Origin of the sequence: Methylovirgula sp., from assembly GCF_037200945.1 — a bacterium.
GTDB lineage: Bacteria > Pseudomonadota > Alphaproteobacteria > Rhizobiales > Beijerinckiaceae > Methylovirgula.
In genome coordinates this window covers 1,229,258-1,251,884 of sequence record NZ_JBBCGP010000001.1, presented here as the reverse complement: position 1 = coordinate 1,251,884, position 22,627 = coordinate 1,229,258, and the positions used below count along the sequence as shown (strand labels likewise).

Below are 22,627 nucleotides of genomic sequence, written 5' to 3'. Positions count from 1 at the left end.
AGATAAGATGCTCGAAATTCAAAGGGATAAAGCGTCGTTCAATGCGTAAAACCGCGCACACTTTTGCGCACGGCGCTCGCCGCCTTTGCCTGAGCGCCGGTTTCCTCTAGGTTAAGAAAGTCTTAACGAAGGAGCCGGCGTTGGAAAGCGCATCCCCGCTGCCAAACGGAAGTCATCCGTCCGAAGCGCAACCTGAACTACCCCCGGCAGCCGAGAAGCTGCGGCGCGCCATGCGTCTGGCGCGTGTCGATGACGCTGAGCGCAGCCGCGTCGTTTCCGAATTGCGGGGCGCCGAGATCGCTCGGCTCGAAATGCTGCGGGATGAATTGCTGCCAGTCATTGCCGAAGTGCCGAAAGATGTCGATCTGTTCGATGTCGCGCTCGTACCCAGCGAACGGCCGCGCCTCTTCGTCGATATGATCGCCTTCGTCGAAATGGGCCGCGACCGGCGCGCCTATCGTTTTCTGCAGGACACGCGTCTTGGTCGCGTGACCATCGCCGAGGGCGAGCGGCTTGAGCCGATGGTCGAGGCGATCACCGATTATATCGCCCGGCGGCTGATCGAACGCGACAAGGCGCTTGCCGGCGATACGACCCTCGCTCAGGCCGCCCGGGCGCAGATCGAAACACAAGAGAAAGTGGCTGCGCGACATCAGCCCTCGGCGGCAGCGCCAAAGCCGCGCCGCCGAAATGTCTTCGGCATGGTCTTTGGCTTCTTCATCGAATTCTTCGGGTCCGCCGTTCTCGTCGCTTTGCTCGGTCTCGGCGGCTGGACGGCGTGGAGATATCTCTCTGCCCTATCCTGGCTCAGCCATCATCCCGTTGGGCATTAGCTGGCGCATCAAGCGCCGTTGCCGTTCCGCTCGGCCAGAAATTCAGCGTGACGGCGGATCAGTTCGCCCGCGAGCGCATCAGCGATCAATCGCCGTGTCTCGGACAGTCCGTACAACGCGACGAAGGACCCGAAGCGCGGCCCGCGGCTTTCGCCGAGCAAGACCTGATAAAGCATGTTGAACCATTCGTTCGAGACGCCCGGCCGCTCCGGGGTGGCGCTCTTCGCCTTCAAATCCTGATAGCGCGGGATCGGCCGCGCAATATCGTAAAGCGCCGTCTGAATGTCTTCCGCGCTGACGTCGTGCGGCAGCCCGGCGAGCACATGCGAAAGCATCTCCAGCGCTTCGCGCTCCACCTCATCCGGCGCGCGATATGTTTTGCTGGGCCGCACGAAATCGCGGAAATAGCGCACCGCATAGACGATGAGCTTGTCGAGCTGCGGATGCGTCTGCGGTGTGACATCTGGCGCGTAGCGACGCAGGAACCCCCAGAGCACTTGCGGGTCTTCGCTATTGGCGACCGCGGCGAGATTGAGCAGCATGCCGAACGAGATCGCCGTGCCGCGACCTTCATGGCGCAGCAGTTCCGGCGCCGGCGGATTGCCGGCATGGATGTGCCAGACGGGATTGCCGAGCTGCTCTTTCAAGTCCTGGCGCGGATAGGCCTCCAGGAAAGTCAGATAATCGTCGACAGTACGCGGAATGACATCGAAATAGAGCCGCTTTGCCGCCGACGGCTTCTGATACATGAAGAGCGAGAGGCTCTCCGGACTGGCATAGGTCAGCCATTCCTCGATCGAAAGGCCGTTGCCCTTCGACTTCGAAATCTTCTGCCCCTTCTCATCAAGGAAAAGCTCGTAATTGAAACCTTCGGGCGGCACGCCGCCCAAAGCGCGAACGATCTCGCCAGAAAGCTTCACCGAATCGATCAGATCTTTTCCCGCCATCTCATAGTCGATGCCAAGCGCATACCAGCGCATCGCCCAATCGGGCTTCCATTGCAGCTTGGCATGACCGCCAGTCACGCGCGTCACGAAGCTCTCGTTCGTCGCCGGGTCATTCCATGCAATCTCGCCCGCAGCCGCGTCGACAATCTCGATCGGCACCTGCATGACGATGCCGGTCTTCGGGTGGATTGGCAGAAACGGCGAATAGGTTGCCGCCCGCTCCTGCCGGAAACTCGGCAGCATGATCGCCATCACCGCCTCGTAACGCGCAAGTATGTGGAGCAATGCGGCATCGAAACGGCCCGACGTGTAATAGTCTGTCGCCGAGGCGAATTCGTAATCGAAGCCGAACTCATCGAGAAAACCGCGCAGCCGGGCGTTGTTATGCGCGCCGAAGCTCGAATGCGTGCCGAAGGGATCGGGGATTTGCGTAAGCGGCTTGCCCAGATGCGCAGCAATCATGTCCTTGTTCGGAACGTTGTCGGGCACTTTCCGCAGCCCGTCCATATCATCGGAAAAGGCGATGAGCCGCGTCTTGATCTTGTCGTCGGTGAGAATGCGGAATGCGTGACGCACCATGGTCGTGCGCGCAACTTCGCCGAACGTACCGATATGCGGCAAGCCGGAAGGACCGTAGCCCGTCTCGAAAATCACTTCGCTCTGACCCGTGCGGGCAACGCGCGCGACGATTTTCCGCGCCTCTTCAAAAGGCCACGCACTAGCAATGTTCGCCGCGGCGTGAAGCGTGAGCGGCGTGGCGGATCGATCGTCTGAGGCAGTCATATCGCTATGTCCCGGATGTGTGCGCCAGCACGCAACCGGCGTGGCACGAGGCCCTACTATCAAATGGCCGCGTCGGCAATTCCTGCGTCGGCGAGGCGTCGAAAAGGAAAACAGTCAAGAGGGCAGATGGGTCAGTTCGCCTGCGCCTTATGGCTACCTATTCAACCTCGCCGCTCCGATGACAAGCTGTTTGGGCGGCGACTCTCTGGGCTCTGAGCAGAACATGACCATGAACCAACCTCCTCGCTCCCCCCAAAGCGCCTCCCCCGCGCCAACACCAGCTTGGCGCTCAGCCGAAACGAAAATCGTCCTCGAAGGACTCTCAAGCTCTTTACGACAAGCGCTTGCCGATCATCAAATGATGCTCGACGTACTCCTTCAACGCCGCGCGGAAATACCTCTTGAACTGGGCGAACTCTTCGAAGACGCGAGCAACGCCTATATGGAAATGTCCGAAAGCGTCAGCCGAAAATTCTTAATCGCGCGCGGCCGAACCCAGCGGCCTGATTAAACGTCTTCGAATCACTTCGCTGCGCGCCGCGGCGGCCTTGCCCATGTTCCGTCTTCAACCAATGATGCGGGTGCCGGAAGAGGTCATACAATGCGACCCACGCTGCTGCGCAGATGATGAGTGAATAGGCGGGCAGCAAAAACAAAACCGGCCAAACATGCAACAGCCTGCGCCGTTTCATGCCTTTGAACGCCGGCCACAAGACCGTTGGGACACCCCCCACAATCACCATCGTCCATAAAGCAGCAAGCGCATCCTCCCAGACATTGGCAGGGAAAGCTTTGGCGCCGAGCAAAACATCCGCACCGACGCAGATGGCGCATAAAGGCGCGGCCAACGAACCCAAAATATTCGCCAGCAGAGCCAGTGTCAGCGCGCCACTGCGCGCAAACCCTGCCTGCTGCAACAGGCGCCGCGGCCGGCGCCAAAGGACGATGAAAGTCTGATACCAGCCCTTGCACCAGCGCCGCCGTTGCTTGAAGAACGCGGCGAGCGAGATCGGTGCTTCCTCATAGGTCGTCGAGGCCAATGTTTCGGAATCATAGCCAAAGCGCGCGAGGCGAAACCCGATGTCGGCGTCCTCCGTGACATTCCAAGCATCCCAGCCGCCAACACGCCGAAAGACATCCGTGCGGAAATGCGGACTTATGTAGCAAACTCACCTTGAAGTGAGCTTGCTACATAAGTCCGCGGAAATGGTTGGACGTACCGCCGAGCGAAAACGGGATTCCGAGAGCCGAGAGTCCAGGATTGATCACGTCAAAGAGTGCGGCATATTCGATGGCGAAAAGCGCCGGCATCCAACCGTCACCGATATTGTCGATTGCAAGCTGCGCCTGAAGGCAGGCGAGGCTCGCCGGCGCCGCAGCGAAACGCGAGGCCGCGAGGCCGCGAGACGAAGCTGCTGCGGATCCGGAATATCTTCGGCGTCGTAGACCGCAACCAATTTGCCTCTGAACAACGGCAATCGGACATTGAGAGCGCGCGGCTTTGTCTGCGGCGCTCCCCGCGGCGCGACGATCACTTCGCAGAACGGCGGCATGCCGAGATGCTGCAAGGCTTCAAACGTTTCGTGATCGTCTTGTTCGAGAACGAGTTTCACATCCAGCTTGGCGCGCGGATAGGCGAGCGCGTCGATGGCGGCAAGAAGTTGTTGCACGACGCGCGCCTCACGATAAAGCGCGATCACCATTGAATATAAAGGCAATTCATCATTGCTGAGCGCGCGCGACGGCGGCGGCGCTGGTTTAGGAGACGCAGCGCAGGCCGAAAGACGCAGCCAAAAATGTTGCAAGAAGAATAAGGCCGAGGAAAGCGGTGCTTGTGATGACGGACGCAGCCGGCGCCAGGGGCAGAAAAAATGGGCTAAGCGGAAAATAACGTGGGTGGCGGCCAAGATCGACAGCGAGAATAAAGGCGCATCGCCTTGCAATACGCATCAATACGCATACCATTGACACGCGACCAAGAATGTGTATCAATACACACATAGACATGGCGAAGCGAATGCCGAAACACAGCCCAATGACGCCGAAGCAAATCGCCAAGCTCCTGGCGGAAGACGGCTGGACGGTGAAGCGCAAAGGACCCGGCGATCATGTGCAATATGCCCACCGGACGAAGCCTGGCAAGGTGACGCTGGATATGGGGGTGCGAGAAATCCCGACCGGGACGCTTCGTTCGATCTATCGGCAAGCAAATTGGGAATGGTAGGAGATTGAGATGGCACAGGAAGTTTATGCGCTGCTGCACGAGGAAAACGGCAGCTTCGGCATTTCATTCCCGGATTTTCCCGGCGTTGTCTCTGGAGGCAAGTCCGCAGAAGAAGCCATCGCACGCAGCCGTGATACGCTTGCCTTTCATGTAGCTGGCATGGCCGAGGATGGCGATCCTCTGCCAGCTCTGCGCAGCCTCGCGGAATTGCGCAAAGATCCTGCGCTTCGTGCAGATTTTGTCGATGCCGTTATAGCGCTTGTTCCGGTCGACCTGCCGGGCAAGTCGGTACGCGTCAACATCACGATGGACGAAACGTTGCTCGAAAGCATTGATCGGGCAGCCGAGGCCGGTGGCGAAACGCGATCAGGATATCTCGCAAAGGCCGCCAAATCCAGACTAGCGAGCAGGGCCGCCTAAATCGCAAAAAGGCGGTCGGGATCTGGCTGACGGCCACATACGAACCGAATGTATTGAGCGGCGCTATTTGCCGCCGTGACTGCCGTCATCATGTCGATCGCCGCGGTGCCGATCTCTATGTCAGGCCAGACGGCTTACCCACGCTAACTTCCGGATAGCCAAAAAATGCTGCGACGCTGCCAAGAGTTGCAAGTGCCGCGCCCTGCACCGCATTCATACCGCCCCTAGCGCAAAGATTGATGTCGAGGTCCGGGAGGTCGAAACTCGCGGCGCGCGCGATGTCACGGCGCGCAGCTTGGCGAACGAGCCGTGACAGATGTGACGGTGTCGTGAGAGCGATATTGGTGCCTGACCCACGCCGGCTTAGGGCCGCGATCAAGCGGCCGATCGCCGCGCCGCGCGGGGCGACGAGGAAGGCCGCACCCTGACCCGGCGCCAAAGCGACCGCGCCCGCTTCGATCATTTGCGGATAGGGCGCGGCAGCAGCCTTGAGGGCGACATGCTCATCGGTGAACATCAGCCGCAAATGACGCGCGAGTACCCGATAAAAAATAGTCTTCGGAAATTTGCCCTTCAGCGATGAGAACGCGGTCCGCCGTGACGCCTTGCCTATCGGCCGTTTCCACGGCATTTGCCAAACGCGCGAAGGAGACGCCATAGTGCGCGAGAAAGCCGATCTCGCTCGGCAGGTGCGATGTGCCGCGTGCGGGCGAGGAGGTCGAGGGTGCGAAGGCGAGGGATTCATTTGATTTGGCGGCGGAAGATTTTCGCGCCGGGACCGAATTGACGCGCGTTGATCTGCCAAGGCCCTTACCGCCGCCGCGAAGGGGCGCTCTCTGCAACCATGTCGGGGACAAGACAAACGCCTTGGATACGCTGACAACAAACGCTCGAACGGATTTTTACTTTAGCTTAACCATGGGCATTTTCAGCAAGACATATTTTCGCGCAAGGCGCGCGTCGGGAATTCTTCTTCTCGTTGCGTTAACGGCGGCGACTCTCGCCCCAACTTTCGCCTTGGGACAAGCCGTAACGGTGCCGGGCTATTTCGATCTGCAAAATCGTCTCGAAAAGCCCGACCTCGGCAGCCTGCATACTTTGCGATTTCTCACGGACGACACGTATCCGCCGTTTCATTTCGCTTTGGCGGACGGGACGCTGACCGGCTTCGATATCGATCTGGCGCGCGCAATTTGCGAAGACCTCAAGATTGCCTGCACCATTCAGGCACGCCGCTTCGACCTTCTTGAGAACGCGCTGAACGCGGGGGACGGCGACGCCCTCATTGCCTCATTGCGGATCGATGCCGCAAGCCGCACGCGGTTTGAATTCAGTGCGCCCTATTACACGACGCCGGCGCGTTTTGTGGCCCGCACGGGCGCAACGTTGGAGGCGACGCCCGAGGGGTTAGACGGCAAGACCGTCGGCGTGATCGGTGGCACCGCCCATGAGGCTTATCTTAAGGCCTTCTTTCCGCATGTCAGGCGGCAGGCCTTCGCCAATCGCGGGCAACTCTATGCGGCACTGCGCGGCGGCCAGACTGACGCCTTCTTCGAAGATGCGATCACATCGAGCTTCTGGCTGGCGGGCAAGGATTCTAACAATTGCTGCGCCTTTCGCGGCGGCCCTTATACGGACAGCAATTATTTCGGCGAGGGCGTCGGCATCGCGGTGAAGAAGGGCAACGACGATTTACGCCGCGCGCTTGATTATGCCCTGGTCGATCTCGCCCGGCGCGGGGTCTACACCGACATCTACCTCAAATATTTCCCGATCGGGTTTTACTAGCGCGCTTTCCGACCGGATGAACCATCTGGTCGATAATAAATCGCGCCAATTCATCATGTTGGAGCCTGTTTTGATCGAAAAAGTCATGCAACTTTTTTGGAACATGCTCCAAGGCGCGTCAGAGATAGGCTTCAAGATCCTGTGCCGCGACCTGCGGTGGCCGCTCGATATCGAAAGCCGAGACGAACTGCCCCTGCTTATCCATCAGATAGATAACCGCCGTGTGGTCCATCGAATAATCCTTCCCGTTTGCTGACGGCACTTTACGGGCGTAGACGCGATATTCCTTCTCGACCGCATTGATCTGCGCTCTTGTGCCGGTGAGGCCAACAATCCGCGAATCGAAACTCGACAGAAATTGCTTCATCACGGGTGCAGAATCGCGCTCAGGATCGACGGTGATGAAGAGAATTTTCACCGGCTTATCCGCTCCAGCCGCCTTCAACATCTGCGACATCTGGAAAAGCTCGGTCGGGCAGACGTCAGGGCAATGCGTGTAGCCGAAGAAAACCAGGAAGGGATGGCCTTTGAAATCGGCGTCCGTTGCCTCGCCGCCATTTGACGACGCGAGCCGGAATGGACCGCCGATGGACGGAACCGGCGCGCCCGCCTGTTTGGAAAGAGTCAGAAACGATCCGAGCCCGATGCCGGCGAAACCGAGGACGAGGATGGCGAAGGGAAGCACGAGGCGGCGGGACATACGGTGGCACTTAGAAGAAAAGTCAGGCGATAAAAAGTCGGCACCCTGCGCCTAATTGGCATGTGGCACGTTTCATAAAATAATCGTGACCAAGGCGGTGCCCGAAGATTGCCGTAAATGTTATACTATTACGTTATAGCGGCTTTTGTCCGTGGCAGTCTTAAGAGGTTTTCCCATGCCGTTCCCCATTGGCGCGATCCGCGCGCATCGCCAAAAGCTTTTCTTCGCCCTCGCCGTGGCCAGCGCGGCCGTGAGCCCTGCCGGAGCACAAGCTACGCCCGTCGCCGTCGTCGCGGCGGAAAACTTTTATGGCGACGTGGCCAAGCAAATTGGCGGTGCCGATGTCAGCGTGACGAGCATTCTCAGCAACCCCGACGAAGATCCGCATCTTTTCGAGGCGAGCCCTTCGGTCGCGCGGGCGATCTCGGGGGCCAAGATCGTCATCGCCAGCGGCGCCGATTACGACCCCTGGGTGCAGAAACTTCTGAGCGCGAGCAACAGCACCGACCGCAAGAGCATCGTCGTTGCCGATCTCGTCGGCAAGAAATCCGGCGACAATCCGCACATCTGGTACGACATCAATATTATGACCGCCTTCGCCAAGGCTTTCGCGGCCGATCTCGGCGCTATCGATCCGGCGCATAAGGCCGCTTATGGTGAGCGGTTGACGCAATTCGAGGACTCGCTAAAGCCGATCCGCGCCAAGATCGTGACGCTTCATGCCCGGCTCGCAGGCCGTGCCGTTACGGCAACCGAACCTGTTTTCGGCTATATGCTCGATGCGCTTGGCCTCACCAGCCGCAATCAAGGCTTCCAGATCGCGGTCATGAACAATACGGAGCCAAGCGCCTCCGATGTTGCCGGCTTCGAGGACGATCTAAAAAACCACAAAGTCGTCATGTTAGTATATAACAGTCAGGCGTCCGACCCGGTGGCGGAACGCATGGAGAAGCTGGCGAAGCAATCCAGCATCCCCGTCGTCGGCGCGACCGAAACCGAGCCGCTCGGCAAGGCCTATCAGCAATGGATGTCAAGCGAACTCGATGCTGTCGATCACGCCCTGCCGAAATAGAGGCTCATGAACGCCGTCGAATTGCGTGACGTCACACTGGCGCTTGGCGGGCACGATGTCCTGGCGAACATCAGCCTGAACATTCCCGCCGGCCAATTCATCGGCGTGCTGGGGCCAAATGGCGCCGGCAAGACGACATTGATGCGGGCCATTCTTGGCCTGCTGGCCCCGACGAATGGCACGATCCGCGTGCTCGAAAAGCCGGCGACGCGCGGCAATCCTGCAATCGGCTACCGGCCGCAGACTGCCGCGGCTTTGCCGGCGCTTCGGATCAGCGGCTGGGACTTTGTCGCCTGCGTCGCGGACGGCTTCCGGCCGGGTCTGCCTATTCTCAATGCCGAGACGCGGGCGCAGGTTCACCGGGCGCTCGAATTGGTCGGCGCCGAACAGCTTGCGCACCGGCCGCTCACAGAGCTGTCGGGCGGTGAGCGCCAGCGTCTGTTATTGGCGCAGGCGCTAATCGGCGACCCGAAGTTGCTGCTCCTCGACGAACCCCTGATCAGCCTCGATCCGCGCCGCCAGCAGGAGGCCGTGGAACTGGTCAAGCGGTTGCAAACCGATCTTGGGATCACCGTGCTTTTCAGCGCGCATGAATTGAATCCGCTGCTCAACGCCATCGATCAGGTGCTTTATCTCGGCAGCGGACATGCGGCGCTGGGATCGGTCGAAGACGTCGTGACGCCAGCGGTTCTCTCGAAACTTTACGGCGCGCCGATCGACGTCATTCGCGTTCGCGATCGGATCTTCGTGATGTCCGGCGGCCACGATGTGGAGCGTGACGATCATCGGCACGAACACGATCATGCGCACGACCACGCGCATAGCCATGCCCACGAAGACCATTCGCATGTTTGAATATGATTTTATGCGCAACGCCTTCGCCGCGGCGACGGTGGTCGCGATCGTCGCGGGTTCCGTCGGTTATTTCCTGGTGCTGCGCGGGCAGACCTTCGCCGGCCACGCGCTGGCGCATGTCGGTTTTACCGGCGCGACGGGCGCCGTCCTCGTTGGCATCGCGCCGCTCTGGGGCCTTGTCGCGATGACCGTCGCCGCTGGCATCCTCATGGGATTCATAAGCGAAAAGCTGGCGCAACGGGATGTCGCGATCGGCATCGTGCTCGCCTTTTCGCTGGCACTGGGCCTGCTGTTTTTGCATTTCTTCACGAGCTTCGCGACCCACGCCACGGCGCTTCTGTTCGGCAATGTGCTCGGCGTCGATCTGCCGACGGTCGGCATCCTCGTCGTCCTCGGCGCGATCTGCCTTGTGACGCTCGCGATCGTGTCGCGTCCGCTCCTCTTTGCCAGCCTGCAACCGGAACTTGCCGAGGCCAAGGGCGTCTCGTTGCGGTTTTATTCCGTCGTATTTCTCGCCATCGTGGCGCTGGCGACGGCCGAGTGCGCCCAGATCGTCGGCGTGCTGCTGGTCTTTGCCCTGATGGTCGGCCCTGCCGCGACAGCGCAACGGCTGGTGAGCGGGGTCGGCGCCGGCGTTCTGCTCTCGGCGCTCCTCGCGCTCGCCGAAGCCTGGGGCGGCCTCACGCTCGCCTTCTATACGGACTGGCCGACGAGCTTCTGGATAACGGCGCTCAGCACCCTTATCTATGCGCTGGCCGCGGCGCCGCGCCAGATCGGTGTCTGGCGCGCGGCCTGACTAGCGCGCGGCAAAACTGGCGCGCGGAGACCCCTATTCTGGCCACGATGCGCGCTAGATTGGCGCCCGCGATCATTTCCCCGGAGTTTGGCATGGCCGAAAAAATTCCCGTCACCGTTCTCACCGGCTATCTCGGCGCGGGCAAAACGACGCTGCTCAATCGTATCCTGAGCGAGCCGCACGGCAAGAAATTCGCCGTGATCGTCAACGAATTCGGCGAAATCGGCATCGACAACGATCTGGTCGTCGGCGCCGACGAAGAAATCTTCGAAATGAACAACGGCTGCATCTGCTGCACGGTGCGCGGCGATCTGATCCGCATCATCGAAGGGCTGATGAAGCGTAAGGGCAAGTTCGACGCGATTATCGTCGAGACGACGGGCCTCGCCGATCCGGCGCCGGTGGCGCAAACCTTTTTCGTTGATGCCGACGTGCAGGACGTTGCGCGGCTCGACGCCGTCGTCACCGTCGCCGATGCCAAATGGCTGTCGGAACGGCTCAAGGATGCGCCGGAGGCCAAGAACCAGGTCGCCTTCGCCGATGTCATCCTGCTCAACAAGAGCGATCTCGTGAGCCCGGAAGAATTACGCGAAGTCGAAGCGCGCATTCGTGCGATCAATCCTTACGCCAAGCTCCATAAGACCGTGAATTGTGCCGTCCCGCTCGACGCGGTGCTCGGTCGCAACGCCTTCGATCTCGACCGGATTCTGGAAATCGAGCCGGATTTTCTCGAAACCGATGAGGATGATCACGACCATCATGGCCACGATCATGGCCATCACCATGATCACGGCCACGATCATCATGCGCATGACGATCACGCGCATCATGACCACGGTCACGAGCATGAGGGCCACAAGCACGGCCTCAAACATTATCACGACGAGGATATGCAATCGGTCGCATTGTCGCTCGACGGCGATGTCGATCCCGAAAAGTTTCTGCCCTGGCTCAACGACTACCTTCAGAAGGAAGGCCCGTCGATCCTGCGCTCGAAAGGCATTCTGTCCTTCAAGAACGAGCCGAAGCGTTTCGTCTTTCAGGGCGTGCATATGATGCTCGACGGCGACGTGCAGCGCGAATGGCGCCCCGACGAAAAGCGCATGAGCCGCGTCGTCTTCATCGGCAAACATCTCAAGGAAGACGAGATCCGCCAGGGCTTCCTGGCCTGCGCCGCCTGATGGACGACACAGCATCCCTGACCGATCGCGTCAGCCCGATTGCCGCTGGGGCGCATGTCACCGCCGCGGCCTTTCTCGGCCCGGTCGGCGTGCTTGCGCTCGGCGACGGGACAGTCGTGCGGGTCGAGGACCAGAGTGAAGACCGAATCCCGCTGCATCCCGACGGCGCGATCCTCGTCGCCGCAATGGTAGGCAAACGGCTCATAACCGGCGGCGATGACGGACGTATCGTGGCGCTTAATGCCGACGGGACGCATGAGGAAATCTTCCGCGAAGACGGCAAGTGGATCGATGCGCTCGCCGCGCGCGAAGATGGCGCACTCGCCTGGTCGTGCGGCAAGCAGGTCTTCGCCCGCGATGCGCAAGGCCGGCTGAAGAATTTTAACGCGCCGTCCACCGTTCGCGGCCTCGCCTTCGCGCCGAAAGGCTATCGGCTCGCCATCGCCCATTATAATGGCGCGTCGCTCTGGTTTCCCGACACGAATGCGCCGCCCGAACTGCTCGACTGGAAGGGCGCGCATCTCGACGCAACCTTCGCGCCCGATGGCCGCTTCCTCGTCACCTCGATGCAGGAAAACGCCCTGCATGGCTGGCGGCTCTCCGACAAACGCGATATGCGCATGTCGGGCTATCCGGCGAAGACACGCTCGCTTTCCTGGTCCCATGACGGCCGCTGGCTGGCGACCTCGGGCGCCGAGGCCTGTATCGTCTGGCCGTTCAAGGACAAGGATGGCCCGATGGGCAAGCAGCCGCGCGAATGCGGCGTGCGCCGGGTCAAGGTTTCGCGCGTCGCCTGCCATCCCAAGGCGCTCGCTGTCGCGATCGGCTATGAGGACGGCTGGATTTTGCTCTGTCGGATGACCGATGGCGCCGAAATCCTGATCCGCCGGACCGAGGCCGGAACGCATGACCCGATCACGGCGTTCGCCTGGAACCGCGACGGCCGCCGTCTCCTTTTCGGCACCGGCGCGGGCGAAGCCGGGCTTCTCGAAATGCCGGGCTGATCGCCGGGTGCATCACGATCGCTTATAGTGACGCGGCGATAATGATATCCGAGTGCCGGTCAGCGGCGCCGGCGCATCGGGAGCCCGCATGATCCTCAACCGCATCGCGCTCTTCTTCGCTTTCGTCTTCGGCTTCGCCTCGACTCAGGCGCCGGAGTTCTGGCAGCAGTATGAGCAGCGGCTGGGCGGCGCGATCGACGAACTCGCAACCATCGTCAGCCAATTTGATTCGGAAGCCGCTGCGCAACATCTGAACGAATCACAAGCCGTGAACCGGCTCGAAGCCAATCCCGATCCGCTGGCGCAGGGGCGCGGTGCGGAGATGCAGCGCATCGTTAACCGGCTGGCGCGGCTCCGCAGGGGCGCGGCCGCGTTCAATTCGACGAACGTCATCTCGAAATGGATCGCGCTTGCCGAGACCTTTGATCCGACCATCGCGCAGCGCGCCTATGAGGCTTACCAACCCGCTGTTCCGACGACGCCGGACGGCTTCATTTCCGGTGTCATCGGCTTCGTCTTCGGCTGGATTCTGACGCATCTGATCGGCCTACCTGTTCGGCACCGAAAGAAGATTTTCGGGCCGCGGCAGGAGCCGGAGGTCATCGAGGTCTGATGATTCCGAACGTCCTGACCATCGCCGGGTTCGACCCTTCGGGCGGTGCCGGCGTGTTGGCCGACATCAAGACTTTCGCCGCCCTGCGTTGCTATGGCGTCGCGGCTTTGAGCGCCTCGACCGTGCAGAACACCCAGGGCGTCGGCGCGCTGATGCCGGTGCAGCCGGATTTTCTCGCCGCGCAGATCGACGCGCTTTTCGCCGACATCCAGATCGCCGCGGTCAAGATCGGCATGTTGGGCACGATCGCCAATATCGAAGCGGTTGCGCAGCGGCTTGCGGTCCACAAGCCCGCTTATGTCGTGCTCGATCCCGTGATGCGCGCCTCCAGCGGCGACACACTCGCCACGGAGGATCTCGCCGCGGCGCTGATCCATTATCTCGCGCCGCTGACAGCGCTGGTGACGCCCAATCTCGCCGAGGCGGCAAAGTTGGCCCAGGATCAGGTTCCCGCCTCGATCGAACAGATGCGTGCGATCGCCGCCAAGCTGTGCCGCGCCGGATTCAGTGCAGTCCTCGTAAAGGGGGGGCACCTCGCGGGTGCCGAATCTGTCGATATTTTATGTGCCGGGAATATCGAGCGCGTCTTCGCCGCACCTCGCATCGCAACCAAGAACACGCATGGAACGGGCTGCACGCTCTCTTCGGCGATCGCCGCGGGGCTCGCCAACGATCTTCCCCTCGCCACCGCGATCGAAGCCGCAAAAGCCTATGTGAGCGCGAGCCTGGCCGGTGCCGATAAACTGAACGTCGGCCAGGGCTCGGGGCCGCTTCATCATTTCAGCGGCCTCTGGTAACTGGCGGAATGTGCAGCGTGCGATGCGGCACTTCGGAGATGCTTTTTCCACCCGAATAACAAATCGCATTCAAATGCAAATGACGTAGGTTCCTACGGCGGTTTTCAAGAAGGGGGTGAGAGCATGTGGAAGGAATTTCGTGACTTCGCGATGCGCGGCAATGTCGTCGATCTCGCCATCGGTGTGATCATCGGCGCTGCTTTCGGCAAAATTGTCGACTCGCTTGTCAATGACATCATCATGCCGGTCATCGGCGCGATCACGGGCGGCCTCGATTTTTCCAACTATTTCCTGCCGCTGTCGCATCATGTGACATCGAATGTTCTGGTCGATGCGAAAAAGCAGGGCGCCGTGCTCGCCTGGGGCAGCTTCGCAACAATCGTGATAAATTTTCTGATTGTCGCCTTCGTGCTTTTCCTCGTCGTGCGCGGCATCAATATGCTGCGCGCCAGAGTCGTGCAGGAAAAGAAGGCCGAAGAAGCCGCAGCACCCCCGACGAAAGAAGAAGTTCTGCTGACAGAAATCCGCGACCTTCTCGCCAAGAGCGCGAAATAATCCGGCGCGTGCCTTCGCCCATACGGGCGAAGGCAAATTATAAAGTCGAGACTTACTGAAGATTGCCACCGTCCGGTGCGTGATCGCTCTCGTCGTCGCGGCCTTGCGAATCATCGCCGCCGCGGTCGCCGCGCCAATCATGTCCATGCCAGCCGTCATTGGCGGCAAAACGCGCGCCGAAGAAATGAAAATGCGCGGCGTGCAGCAGGAACGGCAGCCGGTTTTTCTGATCATCGTTGAGCGATGAATACAAGGGCCCGGCGGCATCGGCCAATTTCTTCAACGCTTCGCCCCGCGCCATCGTGTTGTCGCTGGCACGTTGCAGCCACGCGACAGGATCAGCGGGACGCGGGCCGTTGCGGCGCGCGGCGCGTTGACCGGCGATGACTTTATGCGTCTCGCGCAAGGCGCTCTCGACCGACGGGCCAGAGCTTTTCCTGCGCCGGCGTCAGCACGAGGCCTGCATGAAGAGCTGCGATCCGCGCATCAAGAAAGGCCGCACGATCCGCGTCCGAAAAATGGAAATGCTCTGGAGTATCGTTCGACGAGGCATCGCTTGGTGATGACTGCTCTGTCGTCTGCCCCGAGACGGGATCGGCCTGAGCGTTGATGGCGAGAGACGTGAGCCCGCAACCGGCAAGACCGGCAAGAATGAGAACGAATGGCAAGCGCGGTTTCATCGATGACCTCCCTTCGACGTGAATCGATCAAAGAGAGCTAGGCTCGCACTGCAATGCCTTCAAATTAAGCTTTTGCAATCTCGCGATGAAACGCCTGCGATTACGGACGAATCACGAAGACTTGATACGCGCCGCTAGACGGGAAGGGCGCCAGCCAGGCTGGCGGCGTATTCGCGACGATGTGCATCGCAAGAGAATTGGGCGCGCGCTTCGCTAACGCTTTCATTTCACCGAAGCCGGAACAATTGACGACATAGCGCACATTGTCCGCGCGCAAAATGCTTTGTGCTTGAGCTGGCGCGGCGAGGAAGGCGTCGAGCGCAACGCGATTGCCGTGATTGTCACGATGATACGGCGCCGCCAGCACCGAATGCGGTGTCAGTGCCAGAATGTGCGAGCCGGCGTCGATCGGCCCCGCGATCAATCCCGGCGGCAATTGCGCCAGCGGCACGAAAGCGGATGAGGCGAGGCAGGCTGCGCGCGCGTGCTCCTGCTTTTGTGCCGGGCTCGGAAAACCCATCGCCGCAAGCGCCCATCCAATCGACGAAAACGGCAGGACAAGAATGAGCGCGAGCGCCGAGGCCTCGTGCCAGCGGCCCCGCGAAAGACGATCGCGCCAACGGGCTATCGCCCAAGCGCCGCCAAGCAACGCGACCGGTCCGACGAAACTGAAAATGCGGATCTGCCAGAAGCACATAAGCAGGCCGGCCGCGGCAAGCGAAGCGATTGTCAGCCATCGCAGACGGGCGAGGCCCCGCTCCATGCGGCACGCCGCGACCACCGCCGCAAAGCCAAACAAAACAGGCATCAACATAATGATGGCCGCCGAAGGCCGCATGATGAAATAGCGGGAGAGCGGCAAGGCTTCTTCGACGTTTTTCAGCCAGACATCGCGCAGAAGCGGATCGATCCCGGCATAGGGATCGAGAAAGCAGATCGGCTTGCCGAATGCGACCGCGCCACCGACGCATAGAGTGGCGGCGAAAGCGACGCCGATGCGCGCCGGCACGCTTTTAAGCCACAGCGAGACGGTGCCGAGAAGGATGAGCATCGCGGCACCTGCGAGGCCCGGCACGAAATAGACGAGCGAATACGCATCGCAGCTTTCATCCAGCCAGCGTGCCGGTCCGATCGTCGCGACGTAAGTGAGCGGCAGCGCGACACCGAGACCCACGCCAAATGCGATGAGGTGTGTCCGCATCTCCGCGCCGCGAACCACAAAAAATATAATTGCAAGCGCGGCGAAGACAAAAATCCAGGGCAGGTTTTCGAGGCTTATCGCAAGCGAAATCGCGGCGAGAATGCCGACGAAAGCTGCCCGGCGCGCATGCGCCGGATCAAGCGCGTCGATGAAACTGCCGAGCATGAAGACGAGCAGAACAATTTGCGAAGCTGAGTGATTGATGCGCCCGAGCTGGAATTGCGTATAGTTCATGCCGCTCAGCAATGTGAGGACAATCGCGGGAAGAATCGCCGCTTTTCCTGCAAGTTGGCGCGCAAGTCGCGCAATGCCGACATAGAGCAGGCCCTGCAGCAAGAGCGGAAAACAAATGCGCGTCAGCCGCTCGGCGGCATCGACGGGCATGAAGAGTTCAAAGGTTTTGATCAGGAGCGCGAGCGGCGCATCGATGAATCGCGACCAATGCATGAAGATTCCATGCGGCGGATCGAGCCGCGCGACAGTCAGGTCGAACCAGTTCTGTCCAGCAAGGAAATTGCGAACCTCGACGAGCTGCATCGCGTCGTCTGAATCGGCAAACGTGCCGTGCTGCCATACGCTGTGAAGATCGGCGGATGACATCACGAGCCCCAGCGCCAGGGCCGCGAGAATCAGAATCGAAACCGGCAGAGGCTTGCTTCGCGTCGCCGCAGGCAGCGCTTCGGTCGCGGCTTCGGTCATCTCCATGCTGTCACATCGCGCTCTTGTGAATCCACCGAACAAATCCTTTGCGACAAAAGCTTTTACGCCGCGTTACGGAAGGCCGGGATTTCGCGGATGCGTACGCGGCGACGCTCGGGACATGGCGTAGTTAATTCAATCTTAAGCGCCAGTCGTTTGAATGCGCCCGGAATCAGCCGGAGTTTCTAATGCCGCCGATCAGGCAGCCGTCTTTCGCCGATGTCCTCGAGGATGTCGCACACGCGCCGCATGATGAGTTCGGCGAGGACGAAGGCCCGCCGGCTCCCGTCAATCAGGATTGGCTGTTTCATATTTTCGTGGAGGCTGCCGAAGCCGTCGCCACGCCGAAACGACACGACGCTTATCGCGAAAACGCTGGTGATATCTTCCAAATGCCGCTCTTCGACGCGACAGCCGATGAAGACAGCATCGCGGCGGAGCTTGATCTTGCGGCCGCAAGAAATCTTGACGATCTTGCCCGCATTCGCCGCAGCTTCGCGCGTCGCAACCACCCTGACAAGCTGGCATCCGCGCCTCGCAGAAATCGCGACAGCGCGGATGAAAACCGCCAATATGCTGATCGACCGGCGGGAACACGAATTAAAGCAGCGCAGCTAAGACGCGCTTTCCCGTTCAAATGACGGACACGCGAAAACGCTAATCGCTACCTGTCTTCGACAGGTGATGGCTGACGGCCATCGGATCGTTGAGCGGCCAATCTTCCCCGTGGCCCAATTCGCTCGTCGAATGGATCGCGAGGATATCTGCGAGACGGTTGCGCGCGCGGTTGACGCGGCTCTTCATTGTCCCGATGGCGCAGCCGCAAATGTTTGCCGCTTCTTCGTACGAAAGGCCCGACGCGCCGATCAGGATCAACGCCTCGCGCTGATCACCCGGCAATTGCTGCAAGGCGTCGTGCAAATCGCGCAGATCCATATGGCCGTTCTGCGCCGGCGCCGTTGCGAGCTTCGTCGCGATTATGCCGTCGGGATCGGAGACCTCGCGCCGGCGTTTGCGATATTCGGAATAGTAGAAATTGCGCAGGATGGTGAAAAGCCACGCGGGCAGATTGGTGCCCTCGACGAAAGAATCGAGATTGCCCCACGCCTTGACCAGCGTTTCCTGCACGAGATCGTCTGCACGGTCCGGATTCCCGCAAAGAGAAACCGCGAAAGCGCGCAAATTCGGAATGACCGCGATCAGATCCGCTTTGATCTGCGCGCTGGCCTGCCTCGGCTGCGGCGCCGCGTTGGTCGGAACACCTGTCACCGCTTCTCCTCTTTCACGGATTTCTCGCCCGGCTCGCCTTGACTCTCGCCGGCCTCCAACTGGGCCAGAAGATCGAGAAAACGGTCAGGAATCGGCTGCGCAAGCACCGAATTATAAACGGATGCGAGGCGATGACCGATTTGCTCGACGATCTCCGGGCCGGGGGCCTGCTTGCGGCGCGAAACCGGCAACATGCTCACACCTGCTAAACCCTTGGCCTCTTGATGGGACGAGGGCGCGGAAGACTCCCCGCGCTTGGCTTCATCAGATTGGGGCGGGTCCGAATGGCGTGACGACAATGCAACGTTCCGGGGTTTAAGGTTTATAGGTCTCGTCACTGGCGTGCCCTTATTTCGTTTTCCGTTCTGATCCATCGGCGAAACCCAACCCCATTGGCGGAAACCGCCTCTACGCGGGCAACCGAGCCCTTTACTCTCATCCGATCGTGTTTTACGTGAAATCGAAGCGTTTAAGAATTTCGGGCCGGCATCAGACCTTAGCGATATTATGATTTAGTCTTCCCCCGACTTGAAACGCCGTGTTTTGACAAAGGTTCCTTGGACGGGAACTAAATTTCTTCCCAAGCATTAGCTTTCGAGTGAATGTGGTCTGGAGGAACTTGAGAATGTCCGTATCGAAAGCGATATCCGCGCATGTCCCTTATTTGCGGCGCTTCGCCCGGGCTTTGACCGGAACCCAGGCCGGCGGAGACGCCTACGTACTCGCGACGCTGGAAGCTATTGTCGCCGAACCGGCAGCTTTCTCGGGCCATGCGGATGTCCGCGTCGAACTCTACCGCCTTTTTTTGAAGGTCTGGGAGTCGATGCCGATCAATGGCTTCGTCGACCAAGCCCCAACATCGCCGGACGAGAGAGGCGCGTTGCGAAACCTCGAGGCGATTCCGCTTCAGCCGCGCGTCGCCTTCCTCCTGAGTTCGCTTGAAGGTTTCGACACGCCTGATGTCGCCCGCATTCTCGAATGCTCACCGGATGAGGCGACGGCACTTATCGATCGCGCTGGCAAGGAGATTTCACAGCAGATCCATAGCGATGTTCTCATCATCGAGGACGAGCCGCTCATCGCCATCGACATTCAGATGCTGGTGGAAGAATTGGGCCACCGCGTCGTGGCGATCGCACGTACGCGCGATGAAGCCGTCGCCGCAGCGAAGACCTCGACCCCCGGTTTGATCCTCGCCGATATTCAATTAGCGGACGGAAGCTCCGGCCTCGATGCCGTCAACCAGATCCTGAACGATTTCTCGTTGCCCGTGATCTTCATTACGGCTTATCCGGAGCGCTTCCTCACCGGCACACCGCCGGAACCGGCTTTTCTCATCACCAAGCCCTTCGGCGTCGACAGCCTGAAGGCGGTAATCAGCCAGGCGCTGTTCTTCGATCGCCGCTCTCACCGCAAGGCGCCGCCGGAAAAAGCCGCACTGGTCTGAAAGTTTCCAGGCTCCTCGCCGGCTATAAAGCCGGCGGGCGCCTTTTATCGGCTGAGATTTGTCGTGCTGCCAGAAACCCCGCGCCCACCGCGAGGGCGATGAGGCCGAAGCCGCCGGTTTGCTTGGTAAGTTCCGCGCCAACCCGCAGGATAAGCTCTTCCGGCTGTCTGTTGGCTTGATGTAATGCGTCCAGAACCGGCGCGAGGGTTTCATCGATATTGGCGGAGAGCACCGCCCGCCGTTCCACTTTCTCGGCCGCCACTTCCGCCGCTGCCGCGGCCGCAACCTTCTGCTGTTCTGTGACGGGTTTGGGCGCCGCCGGCTTTGCCGGGCGTCGAAGACTCAGAATCAGCAATGCGATGAGCGCCACCAAAATGAACGCGCCGCCCACCGCAAGCGCCGCGTAAACGGCGCCGGCGAGTGCGGCAACTTTGAGAAACAGCGCAACCGCCAAAAAGGCGAGCCCCGCCAGCAGAGCGAGCGCCCCGATCAGGGACACGATAAGGCTCGCAACCAGCCGGCCGCCGGCCGCCTCGGCGGTCGCGGTGATTTCGCGCAATTGGCGCGCTAAAAAGTTGTTCATCGGGTCGGGCGCACCAGAATACCGATGAGGAAGCCCGCGAGCGCACCAGCGAAGATCGCCGTGAAGGGATTGCGCTCGATCGTTGATTCGAGGTCGGTGGTCAGCGCGCCGAGCCGATCCTTGGCCTCAGCCGATTGATCCGCGAACCGCTGCCGCGCGCCATCGACGGCGTCGAAAACCTGACTTTTGGTCGTTGCCGCCTGTTGCTGCACAAGTTCCAGCACGGAGGCCGACAGCCTCGAAATATCATCGCGCAGAGCCGTCAGGTCCTCGGTCAAATCACTGGTCGCCTGATCGCCGATGCTTTTCAAATCCGCCATGGTCATCTCCATTTCCCATGTTTGAAGTCCACTTTAACGCCTGAAACGGCAAATCGTCTCGACCCCTTGGCGCCCAATAGGAATTTAACGCTAACGGCGCCGTTTTGCCGGACTGCGACAAAAGGCTTATTCGACCGTCAAATTTGGAACCTTCGCCGGAACCATGCGTTGCCACCCACATCTAGGCCTTATCGAAGAGGGCAATACATGACACATTCCACTGATATTCCAACAAGATCGTCGACGCGGGGGTTCGCCTCTATGGACCCGGAGAAGCAGCGCGCGATTGCTCGCAAGGGCGGCGAAAGCGTGCCGCATGAGAAGCGGAGCTTCTCGCAAAACCCTGGACTCGCCGCGCAGGCCGGCCGGAAGGGCGGACAGAGCGTCAGCCCGAACAAGCGCAGCTTCTCGCAAAACCATCAGCTCGCGTCCGAAGCCGGCCGCAAGGGCGGCCATGCCTCGCACGGCGGGCCCAAGCAGCCCGCCAAGAATTGATCGTAGCCCATCGGGACCGATCAATCGCGAAAACCTGAGCAGCGTGCGCGCGACGCACCTGCTGGCGGCTCTGCGGCAGAAACATTCATCAATCCAACTTGCCCCTGGCAAGCCGATGGTCTATTGCCGCCTCGCCGCCTGTGCGGCGGGAGCGGATAGGTTCTGGATTTGCCTGAGCGCGGCACGATCAACTGGTTACATGTTTCGACGCTCATCGCGGTCGCCATCCTTGTGGGAACCGAGATGGTCGGTGCGTCCTGGGCTGCGGGCTGGGCGCTCGGTGGCCTTTTGCAGCTATCCCCGGTGATCAGCCACGTTCTTGAGGGCCTCTTCGCGCTGTGCGGCGTGGTGCTTCTCTATTATTTCATGCGCACAGCCATCAGCAACGAATCGGTTCGTAATTAGGCCGCACTTATCAAGCCGCGGCACTACAATTATAGTGACGTGACTTGCTCCGCTGCGGAACCCTTGGCATGCGCTTTCTCCTCGCTTCAGTCTTTCTCTTCCTGGCATCGGTCGCGGCGCACGCCGGCACCGACATCGGCAAACCGCCCATTTTCGGCGATGGCATCGCCTGCGACGCAAGCCTGCTGCCGTGGCATTCGGTCTGGTACGGGCACTTCTCCGGCGGCACGGCCACGTATGCGCCGAATTCGCCGACGGCGCAGGTCGATTGGCATGACGAAAAGCTGTGCTTCCCGTCGCGGCATTCATGCCTGCGTTGGCAGCATGCCGAACGGCGCCTCTATCGGGACGTCCGTGGCGACTGGACGTGTCTGCCTTTGCGCTGATGCGACGGCGCTGAAGTCACGGAGAGCCATGTTCGATCGCCTTAAAAATTTCGTCGCGGAATTCGCCGGTGCGTCCGAGCGCCGCGATTTCTCGCCGGACGACTTTCGCCTTGCCGCCGCTGCGCTGCTGATCCATCTGGCTGGGGCGGACGGCCGGATCGACGCATCGGAGCGCAAGCGGCTGCGCGAACTTATCGAGAGCCGCTTTGACCTCGATGCGGAGACGACGACGCGGCTGATCGAGCTTGCCGAGGCGCAGGATCGACAGGCGGTCGACTTCTTCCATTTCACCCACGCCCTGAACAAGGTCCTCGATCAGGAGGGTCGGCAAAAGATCATTTCGATGATGTGGGAAATCGCTTTTGCCGACGGTACGGTTTCAGAAGTCGAGGAAAGCATCGTCGCGCGTATCGCCGATCTTCTCGGCGTTTCAAGCGTGGATCGGGTGCGGCTGCGCCAGCAGGTTGCGGCGGACGTCGCCTCGGGCACGGCATTTGCTGGGCCGTGGTCGCCGGCAATGCCTTAGGCAAGGACCTCTGCCTTAGTCTTGCCGATCATTTCCGCAGAAATGGTT

31 protein-coding genes are annotated in these 22,627 nt (G+C 60.5%); 19 read left to right on the top strand and 12 right to left on the bottom strand.

What is annotated here, in order from left to right; all coding sequences use genetic code 11:
- Positions 1–140: 140 nt before the first annotated feature.
- Positions 141–833, top strand: a complete 693-nt coding sequence (locus tag WDN02_RS06135; protein ID WP_337292650.1) for a hypothetical protein — start codon at positions 141–143, stop codon at positions 831–833.
- An 8-nt stretch (positions 834–841) separates the two neighbouring features.
- On the opposite strand, the gene WDN02_RS06130 is transcribed toward WDN02_RS06135, so the two are convergent.
- The 3 genes from WDN02_RS06130 to WDN02_RS06120 all read right to left on the bottom strand — a co-directional run bounded on the left by WDN02_RS06130 (position 842) and on the right by WDN02_RS06120 (position 4,281).
- Positions 842–2,563, bottom strand: a complete 1,722-nt coding sequence (locus tag WDN02_RS06130; protein WP_337292649.1) for a lysine--tRNA ligase — start codon at positions 2,561–2,563, stop codon at positions 842–844.
- A 461-nt stretch (positions 2,564–3,024) separates the two neighbouring features.
- Complete coding sequence (locus WDN02_RS06125; RefSeq protein ID WP_337294879.1) at positions 3,025–3,723, bottom strand: glycosyltransferase; 699 nt, start codon at positions 3,721–3,723, stop codon at positions 3,025–3,027.
- A gap of 105 nt (positions 3,724–3,828) precedes the next feature.
- A complete protein-coding gene (locus WDN02_RS06120) occupies positions 3,829–4,281 on the bottom strand; it encodes a glycosyltransferase (RefSeq protein ID WP_337292648.1) in 453 nt (150 codons plus the stop codon).
- A gap of 7 nt (positions 4,282–4,288) precedes the next feature.
- Here WDN02_RS06120 and WDN02_RS06115 point away from each other — a divergent pair, with 7 nt between their 5' ends.
- The 3 genes from WDN02_RS06115 to WDN02_RS06105 all read left to right on the top strand — a co-directional run bounded on the left by WDN02_RS06115 (position 4,289) and on the right by WDN02_RS06105 (position 5,207).
- Complete coding sequence (locus WDN02_RS06115) at positions 4,289–4,531, top strand: hypothetical protein (protein WP_337292647.1); 243 nt, start codon at positions 4,289–4,291, stop codon at positions 4,529–4,531.
- A gap of 67 nt (positions 4,532–4,598) precedes the next feature.
- A complete protein-coding gene (locus WDN02_RS06110) occupies positions 4,599–4,787 on the top strand; it encodes a type II toxin-antitoxin system HicA family toxin (RefSeq protein ID WP_337292646.1) in 189 nt (62 codons plus the stop codon).
- 9 nt (positions 4,788–4,796) lie between these two features.
- Entirely contained in the window at positions 4,797–5,207 is a 411-nt protein-coding gene (locus WDN02_RS06105; RefSeq protein WP_337292645.1) for a type II toxin-antitoxin system HicB family antitoxin, read from the top strand.
- Between the two features lie 115 nt (positions 5,208–5,322).
- Here WDN02_RS06105 and WDN02_RS06100 read toward each other — a convergent pair whose 3' ends face one another.
- Complete coding sequence (locus WDN02_RS06100; protein WP_337292644.1) at positions 5,323–5,838, bottom strand: hypothetical protein; 516 nt, start codon at positions 5,836–5,838, stop codon at positions 5,323–5,325.
- A gap of 386 nt (positions 5,839–6,224) precedes the next feature.
- On the opposite strand from WDN02_RS06100, the gene WDN02_RS06095 reads away from it, so the two are divergent.
- Positions 6,225–6,995, top strand: coding sequence for a transporter substrate-binding domain-containing protein (locus tag WDN02_RS06095; protein WP_337292643.1), 771 nt, complete (start codon positions 6,225–6,227; stop codon positions 6,993–6,995).
- A gap of 118 nt (positions 6,996–7,113) precedes the next feature.
- Here WDN02_RS06095 and WDN02_RS06090 read toward each other — a convergent pair whose 3' ends face one another.
- Positions 7,114–7,695 (bottom strand): SCO family protein, encoded by a 582-nt coding sequence (locus tag WDN02_RS06090; RefSeq protein WP_337292642.1) that lies wholly within the window; start codon positions 7,693–7,695, stop codon positions 7,114–7,116.
- 175 nt (positions 7,696–7,870) lie between these two features.
- Here WDN02_RS06090 and WDN02_RS06085 point away from each other — a divergent pair, with 175 nt between their 5' ends.
- From WDN02_RS06085 to mscL, 8 genes are all read left to right on the top strand, one after another.
- Positions 7,871–8,767 carry a zinc ABC transporter substrate-binding protein gene (locus WDN02_RS06085; protein WP_337292641.1) on the top strand — a complete coding sequence of 299 codons (897 nt, stop codon included), beginning with the start codon at positions 7,871–7,873 and terminating at the stop codon, positions 8,765–8,767.
- A 6-nt stretch (positions 8,768–8,773) separates the two neighbouring features.
- Positions 8,774–9,622, top strand: coding sequence for an ABC transporter ATP-binding protein (locus WDN02_RS06080; RefSeq protein ID WP_337292640.1), 849 nt, complete (start codon positions 8,774–8,776; stop codon positions 9,620–9,622).
- A complete protein-coding gene (locus tag WDN02_RS06075) occupies positions 9,534–10,418 on the top strand; it encodes a metal ABC transporter permease (protein WP_337292639.1) in 885 nt (294 codons plus the stop codon). Before WDN02_RS06080 ends, WDN02_RS06075 begins: the two co-directional genes overlap by 89 nt.
- A 92-nt stretch (positions 10,419–10,510) precedes the next feature.
- Positions 10,511–11,599: a GTP-binding protein gene (locus WDN02_RS06070; protein WP_337292638.1), complete on the top strand. Its 1,089-nt coding sequence runs from the start codon at positions 10,511–10,513 to the stop codon at positions 11,597–11,599.
- Positions 11,599–12,603: a WD40 repeat domain-containing protein gene (locus WDN02_RS06065; protein WP_337292637.1), complete on the top strand. Its 1,005-nt coding sequence runs from the start codon at positions 11,599–11,601 to the stop codon at positions 12,601–12,603. Before WDN02_RS06070 ends, WDN02_RS06065 begins: the two co-directional genes overlap by 1 nt.
- 88 nt (positions 12,604–12,691) lie before the next feature.
- Positions 12,692–13,216 (top strand): DUF2937 family protein, encoded by a 525-nt coding sequence (locus WDN02_RS06060; RefSeq protein ID WP_337292636.1) that lies wholly within the window; start codon positions 12,692–12,694, stop codon positions 13,214–13,216.
- The gene (thiD, locus tag WDN02_RS06055; protein ID WP_337292635.1) at positions 13,216–14,013 is read left to right on the top strand and encodes a bifunctional hydroxymethylpyrimidine kinase/phosphomethylpyrimidine kinase; all 798 of its coding nucleotides are present in this window, start codon (positions 13,216–13,218) and stop codon (positions 14,011–14,013) included. The genes WDN02_RS06060 and thiD overlap by 1 nt, the downstream gene beginning before the upstream one ends.
- 123 nt (positions 14,014–14,136) lie before the next feature.
- Positions 14,137–14,568, top strand: a complete 432-nt coding sequence (mscL, locus tag WDN02_RS06050) for a large conductance mechanosensitive channel protein MscL (protein ID WP_337292634.1) — start codon at positions 14,137–14,139, stop codon at positions 14,566–14,568.
- 52 nt (positions 14,569–14,620) lie between these two features.
- Here the strand turns inward: mscL and WDN02_RS06045 are convergent, their stop codons facing one another.
- The 3 genes from WDN02_RS06045 to WDN02_RS06035 all read right to left on the bottom strand — a co-directional run bounded on the left by WDN02_RS06045 (position 14,621) and on the right by WDN02_RS06035 (position 17,154).
- Complete coding sequence (locus tag WDN02_RS06045; RefSeq protein ID WP_337292633.1) at positions 14,621–14,974, bottom strand: hypothetical protein; 354 nt, start codon at positions 14,972–14,974, stop codon at positions 14,621–14,623.
- Entirely contained in the window at positions 14,958–15,248 is a 291-nt protein-coding gene (locus tag WDN02_RS06040) for a hypothetical protein (protein ID WP_337292632.1), read from the bottom strand. The genes WDN02_RS06045 and WDN02_RS06040 overlap by 17 nt, the downstream gene beginning before the upstream one ends.
- Before the next feature lie 100 nt (positions 15,249–15,348).
- Positions 15,349–17,154: a hypothetical protein gene (locus WDN02_RS06035; protein WP_337292631.1), complete on the bottom strand. Its 1,806-nt coding sequence runs from the start codon at positions 17,152–17,154 to the stop codon at positions 15,349–15,351.
- Positions 17,155–17,336: 182 nt separating this feature from the next.
- Between WDN02_RS06035 and WDN02_RS06030 the strand changes: the two genes are divergently transcribed.
- Positions 17,337–17,789: a hypothetical protein gene (locus WDN02_RS06030; RefSeq protein WP_337292630.1), complete on the top strand. Its 453-nt coding sequence runs from the start codon at positions 17,337–17,339 to the stop codon at positions 17,787–17,789.
- A 16-nt stretch (positions 17,790–17,805) separates the two neighbouring features.
- Here the strand turns inward: WDN02_RS06030 and WDN02_RS06025 are convergent, their stop codons facing one another.
- Positions 17,806–18,417 carry a sigma-70 family RNA polymerase sigma factor gene (locus tag WDN02_RS06025; RefSeq protein ID WP_337292629.1) on the bottom strand — a complete coding sequence of 204 codons (612 nt, stop codon included), beginning with the start codon at positions 18,415–18,417 and terminating at the stop codon, positions 17,806–17,808.
- On the bottom strand, positions 18,414–18,611 hold the full coding sequence (locus tag WDN02_RS06020; protein ID WP_337292628.1) for a NepR family anti-sigma factor: 198 nt from the start codon (positions 18,609–18,611) through the stop codon (positions 18,414–18,416). Before WDN02_RS06020 ends, WDN02_RS06025 begins: the two co-directional genes overlap by 4 nt.
- Before the next feature lie 431 nt (positions 18,612–19,042).
- On the opposite strand from WDN02_RS06020, the gene WDN02_RS06015 reads away from it, so the two are divergent.
- On the top strand, positions 19,043–19,864 hold the full coding sequence (locus tag WDN02_RS06015) for a response regulator (RefSeq protein ID WP_337292627.1): 822 nt from the start codon (positions 19,043–19,045) through the stop codon (positions 19,862–19,864).
- A 22-nt stretch (positions 19,865–19,886) separates the two neighbouring features.
- Here WDN02_RS06015 and WDN02_RS06010 read toward each other — a convergent pair whose 3' ends face one another.
- Together WDN02_RS06010 and WDN02_RS06005 are read right to left on the bottom strand one after the other, a co-directional pair.
- Positions 19,887–20,447, bottom strand: coding sequence for a hypothetical protein (locus WDN02_RS06010; RefSeq protein WP_337292626.1), 561 nt, complete (start codon positions 20,445–20,447; stop codon positions 19,887–19,889).
- Complete coding sequence (locus WDN02_RS06005) at positions 20,444–20,767, bottom strand: hypothetical protein (RefSeq protein WP_337292625.1); 324 nt, start codon at positions 20,765–20,767, stop codon at positions 20,444–20,446. The genes WDN02_RS06010 and WDN02_RS06005 overlap by 4 nt, the downstream gene beginning before the upstream one ends.
- A 207-nt stretch (positions 20,768–20,974) precedes the next feature.
- Here WDN02_RS06005 and WDN02_RS06000 point away from each other — a divergent pair, with 207 nt between their 5' ends.
- From WDN02_RS06000 to WDN02_RS05985, 4 genes are all read left to right on the top strand, one after another.
- Entirely contained in the window at positions 20,975–21,262 is a 288-nt protein-coding gene (locus tag WDN02_RS06000) for a general stress protein (RefSeq protein ID WP_337292624.1), read from the top strand.
- Between the two features lie 168 nt (positions 21,263–21,430).
- The gene (locus tag WDN02_RS05995) at positions 21,431–21,667 is read left to right on the top strand and encodes a hypothetical protein (RefSeq protein ID WP_337292623.1); all 237 of its coding nucleotides are present in this window, start codon (positions 21,431–21,433) and stop codon (positions 21,665–21,667) included.
- Between the two features lie 68 nt (positions 21,668–21,735).
- Complete coding sequence (locus WDN02_RS05990; RefSeq protein ID WP_337292622.1) at positions 21,736–22,053, top strand: hypothetical protein; 318 nt, start codon at positions 21,736–21,738, stop codon at positions 22,051–22,053.
- Between the two features lie 28 nt (positions 22,054–22,081).
- Positions 22,082–22,579, top strand: coding sequence for a TerB family tellurite resistance protein (locus WDN02_RS05985; protein WP_337292621.1), 498 nt, complete (start codon positions 22,082–22,084; stop codon positions 22,577–22,579).
- Positions 22,580–22,627 lie beyond the last annotated feature (48 nt).

What these genes read in the sequence shown, in the direction of transcription:
- WDN02_RS06130 (WP_337292649.1), bottom strand. Translation starts at nt 2,563, where the DNA reads ATGACTGCCTCAGACGATCGATCCGCCACGCCGCTCACGCTTCACGCC.
- WDN02_RS06110 (WP_337292646.1), top strand. Translation starts at nt 4,599, where the DNA reads ATGACGCCGAAGCAAATCGCCAAGCTCCTGGCGGAAGACGGCTGGACG.
- WDN02_RS06105 (WP_337292645.1), top strand. Translation starts at nt 4,797, where the DNA reads ATGGCACAGGAAGTTTATGCGCTGCTGCACGAGGAAAACGGCAGCTTC.
- WDN02_RS06100 (WP_337292644.1), bottom strand. Translation starts at nt 5,838, where the DNA reads ATGCCGTGGAAACGGCCGATAGGCAAGGCGTCACGGCGGACCGCGTTC.
- WDN02_RS06090 (WP_337292642.1), bottom strand. Translation starts at nt 7,695, where the DNA reads ATGTCCCGCCGCCTCGTGCTTCCCTTCGCCATCCTCGTCCTCGGTTTC.
- WDN02_RS06085 (WP_337292641.1), top strand. Translation starts at nt 7,871, where the DNA reads ATGCCGTTCCCCATTGGCGCGATCCGCGCGCATCGCCAAAAGCTTTTC.
- WDN02_RS06080 (WP_337292640.1), top strand. Translation starts at nt 8,774, where the DNA reads ATGAACGCCGTCGAATTGCGTGACGTCACACTGGCGCTTGGCGGGCAC.
- WDN02_RS06075 (WP_337292639.1), top strand. Translation starts at nt 9,534, where the DNA reads ATGTGGAGCGTGACGATCATCGGCACGAACACGATCATGCGCACGACC.
- WDN02_RS06070 (WP_337292638.1), top strand. Translation starts at nt 10,511, where the DNA reads ATGGCCGAAAAAATTCCCGTCACCGTTCTCACCGGCTATCTCGGCGCG.
- WDN02_RS06065 (WP_337292637.1), top strand. Translation starts at nt 11,599, where the DNA reads ATGGACGACACAGCATCCCTGACCGATCGCGTCAGCCCGATTGCCGCT.
- WDN02_RS06060 (WP_337292636.1), top strand. Translation starts at nt 12,692, where the DNA reads ATGATCCTCAACCGCATCGCGCTCTTCTTCGCTTTCGTCTTCGGCTTC.
- thiD (WP_337292635.1), top strand. Translation starts at nt 13,216, where the DNA reads ATGATTCCGAACGTCCTGACCATCGCCGGGTTCGACCCTTCGGGCGGT.
- mscL (WP_337292634.1), top strand. Translation starts at nt 14,137, where the DNA reads ATGTGGAAGGAATTTCGTGACTTCGCGATGCGCGGCAATGTCGTCGAT.
- WDN02_RS06040 (WP_337292632.1), bottom strand. Translation starts at nt 15,248, where the DNA reads ATGAAACCGCGCTTGCCATTCGTTCTCATTCTTGCCGGTCTTGCCGGT.
- WDN02_RS06035 (WP_337292631.1), bottom strand. Translation starts at nt 17,154, where the DNA reads ATGGAGATGACCGAAGCCGCGACCGAAGCGCTGCCTGCGGCGACGCGA.
- WDN02_RS06030 (WP_337292630.1), top strand. Translation starts at nt 17,337, where the DNA reads ATGCCGCCGATCAGGCAGCCGTCTTTCGCCGATGTCCTCGAGGATGTC.
- WDN02_RS06020 (WP_337292628.1), bottom strand. Translation starts at nt 18,611, where the DNA reads ATGTTGCCGGTTTCGCGCCGCAAGCAGGCCCCCGGCCCGGAGATCGTC.
- WDN02_RS06015 (WP_337292627.1), top strand. Translation starts at nt 19,043, where the DNA reads ATGTCCGTATCGAAAGCGATATCCGCGCATGTCCCTTATTTGCGGCGC.
- WDN02_RS06010 (WP_337292626.1), bottom strand. Translation starts at nt 20,447, where the DNA reads ATGAACAACTTTTTAGCGCGCCAATTGCGCGAAATCACCGCGACCGCC.
- WDN02_RS06005 (WP_337292625.1), bottom strand. Translation starts at nt 20,767, where the DNA reads ATGGCGGATTTGAAAAGCATCGGCGATCAGGCGACCAGTGATTTGACC.
- WDN02_RS06000 (WP_337292624.1), top strand. Translation starts at nt 20,975, where the DNA reads ATGACACATTCCACTGATATTCCAACAAGATCGTCGACGCGGGGGTTC.
- WDN02_RS05990 (WP_337292622.1), top strand. Translation starts at nt 21,736, where the DNA reads ATGCGCTTTCTCCTCGCTTCAGTCTTTCTCTTCCTGGCATCGGTCGCG.
- WDN02_RS05985 (WP_337292621.1), top strand. Translation starts at nt 22,082, where the DNA reads ATGTTCGATCGCCTTAAAAATTTCGTCGCGGAATTCGCCGGTGCGTCC.